This window comes from Hyphomonas beringensis, from assembly GCF_000682755.1.
Taxonomy (GTDB): domain Bacteria; phylum Pseudomonadota; class Alphaproteobacteria; order Caulobacterales; family Hyphomonadaceae; genus Hyphomonas; species Hyphomonas beringensis.
Map to the genome: position 1 here is coordinate 21,412 of NZ_AWFF01000109.1, position 16,559 is coordinate 37,970.

General features: G+C 58.4%; 7 protein-coding genes. All 7 read left to right on the forward strand.

Annotated features, from left to right (window positions below):
- The first annotated feature begins 433 nt into the window (after positions 1–433).
- The 7 genes from HY29_RS17650 (at position 434) to HY29_RS17685 (ending at position 16,543) form a co-directional block, all read left to right on the forward strand.
- Positions 434–1,942 (forward strand): PfaD family polyunsaturated fatty acid/polyketide biosynthesis protein, encoded by a 1,509-nt coding sequence (locus HY29_RS17650; RefSeq protein WP_081811494.1) that lies wholly within the window; start codon positions 434–436, stop codon positions 1,940–1,942.
- A 29-nt stretch (positions 1,943–1,971) separates the two neighbouring features.
- Complete coding sequence (locus tag HY29_RS17655; RefSeq protein ID WP_051601765.1) at positions 1,972–5,856, forward strand: type I polyketide synthase; 3,885 nt, start codon at positions 1,972–1,974, stop codon at positions 5,854–5,856.
- Between the two features lie 140 nt (positions 5,857–5,996).
- Positions 5,997–7,304, forward strand: coding sequence for an SDR family NAD(P)-dependent oxidoreductase (locus tag HY29_RS18725; RefSeq protein ID WP_051601767.1), 1,308 nt, complete (start codon positions 5,997–5,999; stop codon positions 7,302–7,304).
- Entirely contained in the window at positions 7,301–13,393 is a 6,093-nt protein-coding gene (locus tag HY29_RS18730) for a type I polyketide synthase (protein ID WP_051601769.1), read from the forward strand. The genes HY29_RS18725 and HY29_RS18730 overlap by 4 nt, the downstream gene beginning before the upstream one ends.
- 163 nt (positions 13,394–13,556) lie before the next feature.
- Positions 13,557–14,858, forward strand: a complete 1,302-nt coding sequence (locus tag HY29_RS17675) for a DsbA family protein (protein WP_034799721.1) — start codon at positions 13,557–13,559, stop codon at positions 14,856–14,858.
- Positions 14,855–15,940 carry an MBL fold metallo-hydrolase gene (locus HY29_RS17680; RefSeq protein ID WP_034799723.1) on the forward strand — a complete coding sequence of 362 codons (1,086 nt, stop codon included), beginning with the start codon at positions 14,855–14,857 and terminating at the stop codon, positions 15,938–15,940. Before HY29_RS17675 ends, HY29_RS17680 begins: the two co-directional genes overlap by 4 nt.
- The gene (locus HY29_RS17685) at positions 15,941–16,543 is read left to right on the forward strand and encodes a TetR/AcrR family transcriptional regulator (RefSeq protein WP_241765259.1); all 603 of its coding nucleotides are present in this window, start codon (positions 15,941–15,943) and stop codon (positions 16,541–16,543) included.
- The last annotated feature ends 16 nt before the right edge of the window (positions 16,544–16,559 follow it).

Here is a 16,559-nt window from a genome sequence, read left to right on the forward strand (position 1 = left end):
TCACTAGCATGCCGGTTTGGGACACGATAGCTGAGTGGTTCACTAGGGGTTCCCAATCCGGGACGCAAGAGTGGTTACTCCCTCTCAGACCCGTATAGCCAAGCTTCGGAAATACTGATTTCATGGCAATTATAAGGTCAAGCCGAGGCGCCTCCGTGGTGCGCGTCTTGCATGTATTCCTGCAGGATGCGTTTGATGCGCCTTCCTGAAACAATGCATACGTAAAATAGATTTATGAAATAAATCTACTGCGGGTTGCTTTGTGGAATTTGGGGGATAAGCTTCTGATCAAAGCTGACTATTGGGCGGGCTTTGATCCCAGAGATGTCACGTATTTTGGTGAATTTCTGGAATGGGGGTTCCACGAGGGGTGATAGTTGCGTCTAGTCTAGATGGTTCGAAGAAATCGAATCTGGTGTGAGCGAGAAGGCTTATGGGGTACTCAGGCGAGCAGCTTCTCTCCCGTTTGCGGGAAGAAGTCTGTGTCGATGAAAATGCAAGCCCGGACGGGAAAGGGGAGAGGCGAATCTGCTTTCCTCCGATCTATCCTGAATGGCTGGGGGACCGGGCGTTTGCAGAGGCGCATGGTGCACGCTTCAATTATGTTGTCGGCGAAATGGCGCGAGGCATTGCCACGCCGCGCATGGTGATCGAGGCGGGCCGGTGCGGCTGTGTTGGTTTTTATGGCAGCGCTGGGCTACAGCCTGACACGATTGATGCGGGCCTGAGTGAGATCAAATCGGCGCTTGGGCCGGATCAGGTTTCCTGGGGTGCCAATCTTATCCACTCTCCGCAACAGCCCGGATATGAGGCCAAAGTTGTCGACCTTTTTCTGGAGCGAGGCGTGCGCCGGCTGTCGGCCTCTGCCTATATGCGCCTGTCTCCGGACGTGGTGCGATTTACGGCTCTGGGACTGAGCCGCACCAAAGATGGCAGCATCGTACGCGCCAACCATGTCTTCGCCAAAGTCTCCCGCGCTGAGGTGGCCGAGCAATTCATGGCACCAGCACCTGAAAACATTCTCAGGACCTTGGTTGCAGAGGGGCGCATCAGTGAGGCGCAGGCAGATCTGGCTGCGCAGGTTCCTGTTGCACTGGATATCACGGCGGAAGCCGATAGTGGCGGCCATACGGATAACCGGGCTGCGGCCCCGCTGTTTTCCTCCCTGTGTCTTGCGCGTGACCGTGTGATGGAGCGTTCAGGAATAGACGCCAACACGATCCGCATCGGCCTCGGCGGCGGCATTGCAACTCCGCACGGGGTTGCCGCAGCCTTCCAGATGGGCGCGGCCTATGTGCTGACGGGCTCGATTAATCAGGCGGCGATTGAGTCCGGACTGTCAGAGCGCGCGCGCCATTTGCTGGCCAAGGCGGGCCCGGCAGATGTGGCGATGGCGCCTGCAGCGGACATGTTCGAACAAGGGGTTGAAGTTCAGGTTCTGAAGCGCGGAACCCTTTTTGCGATGCGGGCTCGCAAGCTGCATGCGTTTTATCGGTCTGGCGCATCCTATGAGACGATGAGTGCGGAAGATCGCAAATGGCTGGATGGCGTTCTGGGAGAGCCTTTCCCTGCAGCCTGGCAGCAGACCCGCGCCTATATTCAGAAAGCCAATCCGAAAGAAGCCGCACGCGCCGAGACAGACGGCAACAAGCGTCTGGCGCTGGTGGCGCGGCGATACCTGTTCATGGGGGCGCAATGGGCGCGCGATGGCGCGGAAGACCGTGTTTCTGATTACCAGATCTGGTGTGGTCCGGCGCAGGGAGCATTCAATGAGTGGGTGGCGGGGACGTTTCTTGAGCCGATCGAGAACAGGACCGTACGCCAGATGGCTCTCAATCTGATGGAGGGGGCGGCGCATCTCTCCCGCGCGGGTCAGATGCGGGCCTGCGGAGTGTCTGTTCCGCCAACAGAGTTTTCTTTCAAGCCGCGACACTTCCTGTGACGCGCAAGGGTAATGAGGAACGCAATCACATGACATGCAGGTCTGCCATTCCTGTCGCCATTGTGGGCATGGGCGCGATCTTTCCGGGCAGGGGGGATGTAACCGGCTTCTGGCGCGATATCATGGAAGGGCGGGACCTGTTGTCAGATGTTCCTGCCAGCCACTGGCTGATCGAGGATTATTATGATCCTGACCCAAAGGCGCCCGACAAGACGTATGGACGTCGTGGCGGCTTCATAGACCCGCAGGCTTTTGACCCTGTGACTTTTGGCATTCCACCGAAAGCCATGCAGGGGACGGATTCCGCCCAGCTGCTTGCCCTGATAGCTGCGCAGATGACGCTTGAAGATATTGAACGCGACAGCAAAGGCCTCATAGACCGTAGTCGGACCAGTGTCGTCCTCGGCGTGGCTTCGGCAACGGAACTGACCGCGCACATGGCAGGCCGTCTTCAGCGCCCTGCCTGGGTCAATGCCATGCGAGACGCGGGCCTTGCGGAAGACGAGGTTCAGGACATCGCGGGCCGGATCGAAGCACATTATGCCGAGTGGCAGGAAGCCACATTCCCTGGCCTATTGGGGAATGTCGTAGCCGGGCGGATTGCAAACCGTCTGGATTTGGGCGGCAGCAATATGGTGACGGATGCAGCTTGCGCGTCCAGTCTCGCAGCGCTGCACATTGCCCTGAATGAGCTGCGCCTTGGCGATAGCGACATGGTCCTGACCGGCGGCGTTGACGCGCTGAACGACATCCTGATGTATATGTGCTTCTCCAAAACGCCGGCATTGTCGCCAACAGGAGACTGTCGGCCCTTCTCGAATGAGGCGGATGGCACGATGCTCGGCGAAGGCGTGGGCATGCTGGCCCTGAAGCGTCTTGAGGATGCCGAGCGGGATGGGAACACGATTCACGCTGTTATCCGCGGCATTGGTGCGTCTTCGGATGGCAAGGGTACGGCCATATATGCGCCCGTTCCCGAAGGACAGGCCAAGGCGCTGAAGAGGGCTTATGAGCAGGCGGGATATGGTCCCGATGCTGTCGATCTGGTTGAGGGGCATGGCACCGGCACGCGCGCCGGGGATAAAGCCGAACTGGATGGCCTGCATCTTGTCTTCGGAGAAGGGGCAGAAGCGCCATGGTGTGCGCTAGGCTCCATAAAATCCCAGATAGGCCACACAAAGGCAGCGGCGGGGTCCGCAAGTCTGGTGAAGATGGTCAATGCACTAAGCCGCAAGGTTTTGCCGCCGACGATCAAGATTGAAGAGCCTGCCGATGTTATCAAGGACAGCAAGGTATTCTATCTGAATACTGAGCCGCGGCCCTGGGTTAGCCCATCAAAGCGGCCCCGCAGGGGCTCCGTCAGCTCCTTCGGATTTGGCGGCAGCAATTTTCATGTGACGCTGGAAGAGTATGTTGGCGAACAGGCGGTGCGGCCATATCGTGTGTTGCCTGCGGAACTGTTCCTGTTCTCCGCAGAGACGCCTGATGCTCTGGCGGCGCAGATCAGGTCCGTATGCCGTGAGATGCCGGAAGCCGATCTGGCCATGCGTGCGTCGCATACGCATGATGACTTTGAGGCAAAGGCTGGGGCAAGGGCTGCGATCATCGCGGAAAGTCCGGCTGACCTGGTCAGCAAGGGCGCTGCCTTGGCGGGCCAGATCGAGGCCGGGGAAATTGGTACGCGGCCGCTGAAGCAGGATTGCGCAGCCTCTCTCGCTCCGGCGATTGAAGGCAAGATGGCTTTCATGTTTTCGGGGCAGGGCAGCCAGTATGTCGGAATGGGGAGCGATCTTGCGATGGCTTTCCCGGCGGCTCGTGAGATTTGGGATCGCGCCGCCGGTCACAAGCGAACGGGCGACCTACGCCTCGACCGCCTGGCCTTTCCGCCCACTGCGTTCGACCAGTTGGACTTTGGGACGCAGACCCAGCGGCTGACGGAAATGCAGCATGCCCAGCCCGCCATCGCGGCCGTGGCGCTGTCCCAGCTTGCTCTACTGGATGTGCTGGGCCTGAAGGCAGATATGGCGGCCGGCCACAGTTTCGGTGAAATCATGGCCCTGCATCAGGCAGGTGTCATGGATATTGATACGGCCCTGACTGTATCTGCAGAACGCGGCGCCCATATGGCCGAAGCCGCAAGTGCGTCTGAAGGTGCAATGCTGGCCGTACAAACCGATGCGGAGACAATAGCGGGGCTTGTAGACAAAACCGGGCTGTCCGTCGTGCTGGCAAATGACAATGCGCCAGATCAAATTGTGTTGTCCGGCGCAGTTGAGGCCATTGAAGCCGCGCAACAGGCTTGCGTAGCGGCTGGCTTCAAGGCGCGGCGCCTGCCTGTGGCCACAGCCTTTCATTCGGAAATCGTAGAGGGGGCTGTCTCGCCGTTCGCCAAAGTGTTGGCAAAGCAGAAACTGCGGAGCCCCAAACTGGATGTCTATGCGAATGCCACCGCGAGCAAATATGCCTGCAAGGTGGCTGAGCTGCCTGACTTTATCTCCGGCCAGCTGGTTCAGCCTGTGCGCTTTCGGGAGCAAGTCGAGGCGATGCATAGGGCGGGCGCACGGATCTTCGTTGAGATCGGTCCGGGGTCTGTCGTGTCAGGTCTTGTCGGGAATATCCTGCAGGACAAGGAGCATCTAACAGTATCGCTGGATCACAAGCGGCGTAATGGTGTGAACCAATTCCTGGCAGCCGCAGCCACGCTGGCCGTGTCGGGCATTTCCCTGGACTTCGGAAAGCTGTTTGAGGCGCTTCCGCCCCAGCCAGAAAAACCGGCGCCCTCAAAACATGCCGTTATGATCTCAGGGGCCAATTACAAGAAACCCTATCCTCCTGAAACAGGGGCGGCCGGAAAGGCTGCACCGAACCCCCGAAACTTAGCGCGCGAAACTGCGCCAGCCCCCAGACCAGCCCTTCCAGAACAGACAGGCTCTTCTCCCATGACCAAAGCTACTCCTCCTGCTCATTCTAACTCTGCCCCGGGAGAGCCGGCCACGAGCACGGTGCCCGCAACCGTTTCGGATCGGATCATTTCAGAAATGTCCGTGCGGCATTCTGAATATATGTCTGCCATGACGAGTGCGCATACGGCCTTCCTGAGTGTGGCAGGGCAGATTGCTGGCGTGGCAGGGCACCAGCCTTCTGCGCCGCCACCGCCCCCGGCTGCGCTTCCAGCCCCAGTTTCTGCACCTGCGCCGGCGCCCACCCCGAGTGGGCGTCCGAATGGAAGCTATATGGCTGAGCAGCCATCCATGCCTGTGCCAGCTTCGTTACCTGCTCAACCTGCTGCACAAACGACGCCTTCTGCCCCGCCCGCAGCGCCTACGCCTCAGCCAGCTGCAGCGCAGATGCCTGCACCTGCCATGAATGGAGACTCGTTGGGGCTGGTGAGGAGCATCATCGCGGAAAAAACTGGGTATCCGGAGGATATGCTGGAAGTCGACATGGATCTTGAGGGCGAGTTGGGTGTTGATTCCATCAAGCAGGTCGAAATCCTGTCGACAATTCGTGAGCGCATTCCGGCGCTTCCGGAAATCGACCCTGAGCAATTGGTCGAGTTGCGTACCATTGCTGCCATTGCCGATATGATCGATGGCGCGGATATTGGCGCCACGCCCCGCCCGAATGGAGCTGGTGATCCATCTACTACTATGCCGGCTGCTGAATCGTCCCCAGCCCCTGCGGGAGGTGTGAGCGCCGATATAGTGCGTGCCCTTATTGCGGAGAAGACTGGCTATCCGGAAGACATGCTCGAAGACGATATGGATCTTGAGGGGGAGCTTGGTGTCGACTCCATCAAACAGGTCGAGATTCTGTCTTCCCTGAGAGATCAGTATCCGGACTTACCTGAGGTGGATCCGGAAGAGTTGACGGAACTCCGAACGATCCGGGCGATTGCCGATTTTTTCAGATAAGGGGCGGCGGAACGCCGCCTGCGTTCTCCCGCCCCCTTGCTGATGCCCCACCTCAGCCAGAGTATCAGAGCCGTGTGAGAGTGGTCTCGCTTCAGCCTTGCGGCAGTATGGGGCAGGGAAGCCCCCTCCAGGATTTGGGGATGATCTCTGTCACCGATGGTGCACCTGACTTGGCGTCTGGCCTGCTTCAGGCCTTGCGGGAAGCTGGCGCTAAAGCTTGCCCGCAGAGCAGCTCCGAAGCTGCGAATGCGCCATGTGTCATCATTACCGAGGGGGTGAGTGAGGAGGCAATCTCCGACCGCCACTGGCAAGTTCTCGAAGCCTGCAGGGGCCTGCGGCAAGACGGCCGTAGATTGATCCTGCTAGAACGCGCGCAGGCAGATGAGATAATACGCCTCTCCGGATTGCAGGGGCTGTCCAGAACATTGTCCCAGGAATGGCCCGATACGGATGTCATAGCGTGGTCGCTTGAGGGGCGTGGAGAGGGCGACGTTTCCAGCGTCATTCAGGCGCTGTCGGAGGGCTTTGGAAATGTCGTCTTTGACGGGCAGCAGGCGTATGAGTTGGCGGTCATGGGCGCTCCTGTCCAGCCTCGGCGTGCGCAGAGTGAACGGAATGTCTGGTTCGTTTCTGGCGGCGGGCGTGGGGTTACAGCCTCCTGTGTCAGTCGCCTGGCGCAGATGCAGCCCGGCTCGGTGTTCCTCTTGGCGGGGCGCTCTCCGATTGTGGAGTGGCCGCAGCATCTGCCCCCGGCGACGGATATCAAGTCACTGCGAATGGCTCTGATACAGGATGCCAAGGCTCGCGGCATGAAGCCCGCCTTGCCGGAGATCGACAGACAGGCAAAAACCTTGCTCGCCAGTGCGGAAATCCGTGAGACTCTCGGCGCCATTGAGCGCGCAGGCGCTAGGGCCATTTATCTGACTACGGATGTGTCTGATGAGGATGGTCTGCGCAAGACGTTGCAGGATGTCACCGGGCAATATGGTCCGGTCACGGGGCTGGTTCATGGGGCCGGTGTTCTGGCGGACAGTCTTGCCGTCAGGAAGACGCCGGAAGAGTTACGGCGCGTCTTTCGCCCGAAAGTCGAAGGCCTACAGAACATTCTTGCTTGCCTGGATGTGTCCCGGCTTCGGCATGTTGGTCTGTTCTCGTCGGCTGCGGCTGTGTTCGGCAATGTTGGGCAGAGTGACTATGCGATGGCCAATGCCTGGCTGAATGCCGTAGCATGCCAACTGTCGCATCAACTGCCGGAAGCTGTCGTGAAGAGCTTCTGCTGGGGGCCGTGGGAAGGGGGCATGGTGGACGAGACACTGGCCACCCATTTTGCCCAGCGCGGTATCCAGTTGATTGGCCTGGAAGACGGGGCACAAATCTTTGCGGATCAGATCCTTTTCGGTGACCCCAGTGAAACAGAACTGGTTATTGGGGATGAGTGGACATCATGACAGGCATTTGCCGGTTTGAACCCATCGCGATCGTTGGCCAAGGCTGTGTATTGCCTGACGCATTGACGCCGGACGCCCTCTGGAAAATCGTGCGTGATCGGCAGATTGTCTATGGGCCAGTACCATCACGCCGCCTTGCGGGCGCGTCTTCGGGGCGACACAGGCCCTATGTTTCGGGGCTGGTCGAGGGCTTTGATACAGTCTTTGACCCGGAACGTATTCCGGAGGCTTATCGCGCAGCTGTTATGTCTGACCCCGTCTGTGCTTGGCCTGTCCATGCGGCGATGGAGGCGTGGCAGGATGCGCGGGCTGCCCGTTCACGCCGCGCCAAGACGGGTGTGTTCGTCGCTAATCTGTCTTATCCCAGTGCGGCGCATGCGGCATATGCCGCGTCTGTCTGGTCCGGTGAAACCCCGGGCACGCCTGAAAGTGCTTTCAATTCTGCCTTGCCAGCCCGGCTGATCTCCCAAGTGTTGGAGCTGGGCGGACCGGCATTCTCGCTGGACGCAGCTTGTGCCTCTTCCCTCTATGCGCTGGAGATAGCCTGTCGCCGCTTGCAATCACGCCAGCTCGATTATGCCGTCGTTGCGGCTGTGAATGCGGCAGATAATCTGATCCTGCATATCGGCTTCGATGCCCTGAAGGCTCTGAGCCCGTCGGGGACATCCAGGCCTTTCGTGAAGGGGGCAGATGGTCTCGTCCCGTCTGAGGGCGCTGTTTGCGTTGTGCTGAAGCGGCTGAGCGACGTTACACGCCGCGACAAGGTGTATGGCGTTATTCGCGGGATCGGCCTGTCGAATGATGGACGCAGGAAAGGCCTGCTTGCTCCGTCTGGGGAGGGGCAGCTTGAGGCGATGCGTCAGGCATATGCGATGTCCGGGATTTCTCCGGAAAGCCTTTCATATCTTGAATGTCACGCCACGGGCACACCGACTGGCGATAGTGTGGAGCTGCTTGCCTCAGCGCAAATGTTCCAGAGGGATGAAGACCTGCCGATCGGTTCCCTTAAAGCGAACACAGGTCATTTGATCACGGCGGCCGGCCTTGCCAGTGTCCTGAAGATGACATCTGCTTTCGAGCATGGAGTTCTGGCTGCCACTCCCATAGACGGAAACCTGATTGAGTCTGCCAAGGCATCAGGCCTGAGAGTCATTCAGCAGGAAGAAACCTGGCCTGAAGGACCTCGCCTCGCAGGCATCAGCAATTTCGGTTTTGGCGGAAACAATGCGCATTTGATTCTGGAGCAACATACCCCGACAAAAAACCAGATTCAGGTGAAGCTGCCGGAACCTTATGACGGCGACATTGCGCTTGTCGCAACAGGCCTGCTGGCCGGTCAGGATCGTGGGAATGAGGCAGTGCTACGCAGGCTGATGAATCACCCTTTGAAGCCGTCCGGACCCTGCCGAAAAATTGGTGCAGATGCCGCCAGTGCCCGAACGCCGCCCAGAGACCTAGAGGAGGCGGAGCCCCATCAATTGGCTATCCTGGATGTTGTGCAGGAGGCTTTGGCTTCTGCCGGTGACATTGATGAGGGGCGCACAGGCGTTTTTGCGGCAATGGGTTGTGCGGCAGATTCTGCGCGCTGGCTGCTGCGGGAAAGGCTTGCCAGTCTGGTTGGTGCTGCGGGGACCGCTAAAATCGCTGAGATACAGAACCGTATTGCGCCCGCTTTAAGCGCAGCCACAGTGCTGGGCGCCATGGCCAACATGACGGCAAACCGGCTGACCTATGCGAAAGACTATCACGGCATGGGCTTTTCCGTTTCGGCGGATGCGGCATCCGGTCTGGCGGCGCTGGATCTTGCGCTTGAGGCCCTGCGTAATGGGACAATTGATACAGCCATTGTTGCAGCTGCTGACTTTGCTGCCGAGCCTGTCAGGGCCGGGGCTTTGTCGGATATGCAACTGACAGACTGTCCGGCAGATCAGGCCGCCGCCATCATTCTGAGGCGTGCGGAGGATCTGCCATCTGCAGACCCCTCGCATTTGGGGAGTGTGAAGGGCGTATCCTGGAAGGCGACATTGGACAGTGCGCCAGCTGCTCTCAGATGTATTTATGGATACGCGCCTTGCGCAGACATCGTCTTCCGCTTGGCTGTGGAGGCTCAATGTGCTGCGCGTGGGCTGAAAATTACCGACGAAGGCGCGATACCGGATCTGGCGGGTGCGAGTAGGAGTCTGCACATCGGCGTACAAGAGACGGCGGTGAATGCTGCAGGCTATGTCGAGTTCCTGCCTGCGGCGCAGCGTGTCGTTGGAGACCCTCTCAGGCCCGCGCCATATATGTTCTGGACTGCAGCCAAAGACCGGGACGCCCTGGCCGTGAAGATCGCAGCAGGGAAAACCGGAGGACGCGGTGCCTGCCGCATCGCGCTGCTGGCGTCTTCCGCAGAGGAGTTGGAAGCCAAAAAGGCAGAGGCACAAGTATTTCTGTCCCGGGGGGGAGTGCCTTCCGCAAAGGGCATGTACTTTGGCGAAGGCAAGGCAGAAGGCGAATTGGCCTTCATGTTTACGGGCTCTGCCGCCGTCTATCCCAGGATGGGCCGAGGTCTACTGATGGCCTTCCCGGAACTACGCGAGAAATTATCCGGGTTGGACAAGGCGCAGGAGATTGCCCCTCTGCTGATGCGCTCCAGGCTCAGCGAATTTGAGCAATTATGTGCAGGTACACTGATCAGTCAGGCCCATGCGATTTTGCTGCTGGATATATTGGGCATTAAGCCGCATGCGGCCTTGGGGCTGTCGCTGGGCGAGAGCAATGCGCTGTTTGCTTTCGGCTTCTGGGATGATCCGGGGGCTTTGCTGGACGAGATCTCCGATGCTGCGATGTACGAACGTCATCTCGGGGGTGACTTTGAAACAGCGCGTGAGGCATGGGGGCCCAATGTCCCTTCCGATTGGAGCAATTGGCGCGTACAGGCCCCGCTGGAAAATGTGCGGAGAGAGGTTGCTCGCCAGGCCGGCGTGGAAATCACGATCATTTATTCTGATCACGACTGCATGATTGGCGGCCCTTCCGAGGCCTGCCGTAGGGTCTGCGAGGCTTTGGGGCGTGGATCCGGCGCAAAGATGCACCAGAATTTGATCGTGCATGCAAAGGCCATGAAACCCTTTGAGGAAACCTGGCGCAAATTGCACACGCGCAAAGTCCATGCTGGCCCGAAAGTGCGTCTCTATGCCAATGCTGTGAATGCGGCCTATGCACCTGACAGCGAGACGGTTGCGGACATGCTGACTCGTCAGGCTGTCGATACGGTCGACTTTCCCAAGACAGTCCTTCAGGCCTGGGAGGATGGTGTGCGGACATTTGTCGAGCTGGGGCCCCGCGATACACTGACCCAGTCATTACACCGCATCCTGAAAGGCAAACCCTTTACCGCTGTTGCGGCAGACAGGATCGAGACCTCTGATCTTGCGCAAATGGCTGAACTGGCCAGCGTATTGTTTGCTGAGGGGCGCCAGGTCCGCATGAAGCAAATTGACACTGCGCTGTCTGAGGCACGGGCCAATGCGTTGCCGCGACCGGAAAAATGGTCTGTCACGCGGGATGTGCCCTATGCGCAGCCAGCTGTCCCTGAGCTGGCCCGGTGCGTGGCTCTGCCATGCGCGCCGCAGCGTCCACCTTTTAGCTATCCGAAAGCTGAGCCTGTTACTCATTCAGATGGTTTTGTTGCTTTTCCCCCGCCACCAAAGGACAGGCCATTACCGCATCCGAGAAAAGTTGTGAGCGGGCGAGAGCCTTTGCTGAAGCGTTCGCCCTGTGGTCCGTCCTGGGACTATGAGGCAATTGACGCGTCTGCGCGCGGAAAGATGTCTGATCTTTTCGGGGAGGACTTCCGGCAACAGGATAGATATGCCCGACAGGTACGCCTGCCTGCACCACCCTTGTTACTGGTGGACCGCATTACCGGCATAGATGCAGAGCCGGGGATTGAAGCCAAGGGAGTGATTTGGACTGAAACAGATTTGAGTCCGGATCAGTGGTTCATCCATGATGGGCGGATCAGACCGGGGCCGCTGATAGAGTGCGGTCAGGCAGACCTCACGCTGATTGGCTGGATGGGCGCGGATTTCCGCAATCAGGATGAGCGTGTTTACCGTCTGTTGGGGTGCGAGATCACTTTCCATGAGGGTGGGCTGCCTGAGCCTGGCGATACACTTCGCTTTCAAATCGAGATCACCGGTCACGCCAAGTTGGCGGATGTCCGAATGTTCTTCTTCCAGTATGATTGCTATGTCGGAGACCGGCCTGTTTTCTCGGTCCGAAATGGCCAGGCGGGCTTTTTCAGCGATGCAGAACTGGCCGCAGGCAAGGGAGTTGTCTGGTCGCCTGAACAAGACGGTCCGCCTACGGCAGAGGCGAGGTCTTTCAAAGCGGAGCAGGCCAGTGCAAAGAGGGCATTCTCGCGGAAAGACCTCGATGCTTTCCGCCAAGGGGATGTTTATGCCTGTTTTGGGGATGGGTTCGAGCTTGCGGCCGCGCAGTCCCGGCCGGCTCATCTGCCAGACGGCAAGCTGGATTTATTCGATAATGTGGAGATATTTGATCCCAAGGGCGGCCCATGGGGCAGGGGGTATCTGAAGGCGCGTGCAGCTGTCGCGGCTGACATGTGGTTCTATGATGGCCACTTCCATGAAGACCCGTGCATGCCTGGAACCCTGATGGCTGAGGCGGCCGTACAGGCGATGGAGTTTTACGCGGCGGCCGCAGGGCTGGCGCTTGAGCGCGATGGGTATGTTTTTGAGCCTGTGCCCGGACATATGGCGCAGTTCATATGCCGCGGCCAGGTCATTCCTGATCAGGCCCATGACCTGACATATGAAGTCTTCATTGATGAGATCATTGATGGAGATACGCCGGAAATCTATGCGGCCCTACTGGCAAGTTCGGACGGCAAGAAAGTGTTCTACTGCCCCCGGTTCGGCTTGCGCCTCAGGCGCACCTGGCCTGTGCCAAGACAGGACAAGCAACCTCGCCGTATCGGCCCACAACAGGAAAGCCGGGGGGACTATGCTGCTTTGCTGGATTGCGCGAATGGCGCGCCATCGGCTGCCTTTGGAGACATGTATAGGCGGTTCGATCATGAGGGCATCGTGCCGAGATTGCCGCAGCCGCCTTATCATATGATGACGCGTGTCATGCAGGTCTCCACCCGGCCGGGCGTTCAGGAAATTGGTGCAGCGGTACGGTGTGAATATGATATTCCTCCGCAGGCGTGGTATTTCCAGGACAATGGCAATGGCGCCATGCCTTTTGCTGTGCTGTCTGAAATTGCCCTTCAGCCATGTGGCTGGCTGGCCAGTCATTGCGGCTTTGCCCTGTCTGGCGCCCTCAAATTTCGCAATCTTGAAGGCGAGGGGCATCTCTACAGGGAAGTTTTCCCGAAGGACGAGATGCTTGTGATTGAGAGCCGCTTGTCGAGTTTTTCGCGAGTCGGCCCAATGACGATCGTATCCTTTGATGTTGCCGTATCTTGCAAGTCGGATGAAAAAGTTTTGGATCTGAAGACGCAGTTTGGCTTCTTCCCGTCCGGCGCGCTGGCCCGTCAGGCAGGTCTTTCTGACAAGCCGCACTTCAGCTCAGCCTATGCTCTGCCGTCCAAGGCCGTCGTTGTGGAAGATGAGCAGGCCTTGCTGGCGCGTGGCCAGCTTTGCATGCTGGATGGTGTTGATCATTTTGATCCGAAGGGCGGCGAGGTGGGGCTTGGCCTGATCCGCGGACGACAAGCGGTCGATCCGCATGCCTGGTACTTCAAGGCTCATTTCTATCAGGATCCGGTCCAACCTGGCTCTCTTGGGCTCGACGCGCTGGCGCAATTGTTGGCGAGGGCCATGCTGCTCAAAGGCCTACACGCCAACATGGCCAAGCCGAGATTTGAGACGCTTGCGAGCGACCGCCCCGTGAAGTGGAGCTATCGTGGTCAGGTCACCCCGGACAAGAAAGAGGTGGTTACCGTGATGGAAATCATTGCGATTGACCATCAGGAAGGCCGTGTCGTTGCAACCGCGCGCGGCAGTCTCTGGCGGGATGATTTGCGCGTCTATGAGGTCGCGGAGATGAGCCTCGCCCTCGTCGACGTATCCTGATCCCCTAGGGCGTTTATGATCTGAAGATTAGGTTACTCACTGCTTCGCAAGAACGACAGGTAGGCAGGCTATTGTCACCTGCATATTATTATGGCACTTGTTGTGTCATAATTTGAGTGCGTGGAGTTTATGCCAATCGGAGGATCTGGATGAAGAGGCAGTCGTGTCACTGAGAGCGGCCATCATGTCGCGCATTGCGCGGTATCTGACCTCTTCTGAAAGATTGGCGGCGGCCCGCGCCAAAGCGGAGAGACGTCGAGTGGCAAAGGGAGAGGCGCATTTGGTGGAGTACTTTCATGATACAAGTGATCCGTATTCCTATCTTGTCTCTCAAATCCTCGTGGAATTTGCACGGCGCTATGATGTGGATCTAAAGATCCACCTGGTTGCGCCGCCTCCAGACTGGGCTGCTCCAGAACGGGAGCAATTGGCTGCCTGGTCGCGCCTGGACTCACACAGACTGGCGGAAAAGGCGGGGCTGAACTTTCAGGATCCGGGCATAACGCCTCCTGCCGAAGAGATAGAACAGGCCGAGGCTGAGCTTCTGGACGCGTTGAAGACAGGAGCTTTCGTGCAGCAAGCTGCACGGATTGGGGGGACGCTGTGGGGAAGGGGCTTGTCTGGAAATGACAAGCCCCTTCGAGAAGACGTCGCCGCCGGAAAGGTCGATGGCAGCGCACGGCGTGAGGCGCTGGGGCATTACCTTGGCGCGACGTTTCATTATGCGGGCGAGTGGTATTGGGGGCTGGACCGCTTGCACTATCTGGAGGCGCGGCTGCGTGCGCTTGGCGCAGTAAAGCCGGGCTGCCCGGAGACGCCTATTTTTGTGCCCCCGGTTTGCCCCGCGTCTGATGTTTCTAATCGTGTTCCGGAGGGTACAGAGCTTCAGTATTATCTCTCGTTTCGAAGTCCCTACACATACATTGTCGCTGAGCGCGTGAAGGCCTTGGCAGAGTCTTATGGAGCGCGCCTGAGATTAAGGTTTGTCTTGCCCATGGTGATGCGAGGTCTGCCCGTGCCGCGCATGAAGGGGATGTACATAACCAAGGACACTGCGCGGGAAGCCCGCCGCCTGGGTGTTCCGTTTGGCAAGATTGCTGACCCCGTGGGCGAGCCGGTTGAACGTGGATATTCGCTCTTGCCCTGGGCCATATCAGAGGGAAAGGGCTTTGAGTTCTGTCTCAGCTTCATGCGGAACGTCTGGTCTGAAGGCGTTGATGCGGGCAGCGCGAAGGGTATGGAAGTTATCGTCAAGGAAGCAGGCCTAAACTGGAAACAGGCCAGCAATATCATGGGCAATGATGACTGGCGAGCAGAGGCGGAGGCTAACCGCGCCGAGATGTCGGAGTTGGGGCTTTGGGGCGTCCCAAGTTTCAGGGTTGGTAATGTCTATACATGGGGGCAGGACCGTTTGTGGGTCATTGAAGACGAGCTCAAAAGGCTCGCAAGGGGGAATAAGTCATGAAGCTGTTTGTTCGTTTGCTGATATTTGTGGGGGCTCTAATCTGTCTTGGGATTGGCGGCTATCAGCTATTCAAACCGCAACTGGCAGAGATGGCCTTTCGGAAAGCTGTAAAAGCAGGGGTCGGTGTTGACCGGTCCGAGACTCTACCCGACGGGCTGCATGTCTTTGTCTGCGGCGCCGGCACGCCGCTGCCGGATCCGAAGCGTTCCGGCGCATGCTTGGGGGTTTTGGCTGGCAGCAAGGCTCTGGTGATTGATGCTGGTTCCGGTGGATCTCGTAATCTGACGCGCATGGGTTTCCCACTTTCGAAAGTCGACCATGTCTATCTGACGCATCTGCATTCAGATCACATGGACGGCCTGGGTGAGTTGCTGATGCAGGCTTGGGTAAATGGCCAGCGTGATGAGCCACTGCCGGTTTCCGGGCCGAGAGGCGTTGACGAAGTCATTGATGGCTTCAATCAGGCTTATCGAATCGATGGACAGTTTCGCACGGCTCATCATGGTGTTGATATTGCCAATCCGGCAGGCCGTGGCGGCGAAGGAGACGTTATCAGCCTTCCTGCAGGGCCGGGCAGTCAAGCCATAGTATATGAGGACGGCGACCTCACCATAACGGCCTACAGCGTGAGTCACGCGCCCGTGGAGCCTGCTTTCGGATACCGGATCGATTATAAAGACCGCTCCGTATCGATCAGCGGAGACACGATTTACGACCCGAATTTGGTCGCAAACTCAAGGGACGTCGATCTCTTGTTCCATGAGGCGCTGAACCCTGAAATGGTCGGCGTGATGCGCGACGCTGCAAAGGCTCGTGGGCAGGACCACATAGCGCAAATCATGGATGATATTCTGACGTACCATGCCACGCCCCTGGATGCGGCGCGCGCCGCAAAAGAGGCAAATGCCAGACAGCTGGTCTTCTACCATACGATCCCGCCCATGCCGTCTAAGGTATTGTACGGAGTGTTCACAAAGGGTACGCGGGACATATATGACGGTAAGATCACTGTGTCTGAAGATGGCATGATATTCAGCCTGCCATCAGGAACAGACAAAGTGGAGATGACAAAAGGGTTCTAGGTGACCAAGACTGGCCAGACACTTGCAGCCGGCGAAAAGGCCGATGGCCGCCGCCAGCGTAGCGAAAGAAGTCGGGCGCAAATCGTCGACGCCATGTTCGCCCTCATACAGGAAGGGGACATGTCCCCTAGCGCGGCCAGCGTTGCAGAGCGCGCCGGTGTTGGCCTCCGAACCGTATTCCGCCATTTTGAGGATATGGATAGCCTGTATGGCGAGATAGCTGAGATCATCACTGCGGAGGTCATGCCAAAAGCAAAGGCCCCGTTTACGGCCCCTGACTGGAGGGGCAACCTGTCCGCTCTGATCAGCCGGCGCGCCGAGATCTACGAAGAGATTTTCTCGATGCGTGTGTCTGCCAATCTCAGACGCTTTCAGTCTCCCTTCCTGATGGAAAAATACTACAGCACGCTGGAAATGGAGCGCGCGACGCTTCAGGCTATGCTGCCGGATACCATTGTGAAGGATAAGGTTCTGTTTGCCGCAGTCGAAGCGGCCGTTGCCTTCCAGACATGGCGTCGCCTGCGTCAGGATCAGAATCTGGATGTGCCGGAGGCAGAGAAAGTGGTGCGGCGCATGACGGACGCGCTTCTGACGGATTACTGATCTGCCGACACTGGAT

What these genes read in the sequence shown, in the direction of transcription:
- HY29_RS18730 (WP_051601769.1), top strand. Translation starts at nt 7,301, where the DNA reads ATGACAGGCATTTGCCGGTTTGAACCCATCGCGATCGTTGGCCAAGGC.
- HY29_RS17650 (WP_081811494.1), top strand. Translation starts at nt 434, where the DNA reads ATGGGGTACTCAGGCGAGCAGCTTCTCTCCCGTTTGCGGGAAGAAGTC.
- HY29_RS17655 (WP_051601765.1), top strand. Translation starts at nt 1,972, where the DNA reads ATGACATGCAGGTCTGCCATTCCTGTCGCCATTGTGGGCATGGGCGCG.
- HY29_RS17680 (WP_034799723.1), top strand. Translation starts at nt 14,855, where the DNA reads ATGAAGCTGTTTGTTCGTTTGCTGATATTTGTGGGGGCTCTAATCTGT.
- HY29_RS18725 (WP_051601767.1), top strand. Translation starts at nt 5,997, where the DNA reads ATGATCTCTGTCACCGATGGTGCACCTGACTTGGCGTCTGGCCTGCTT.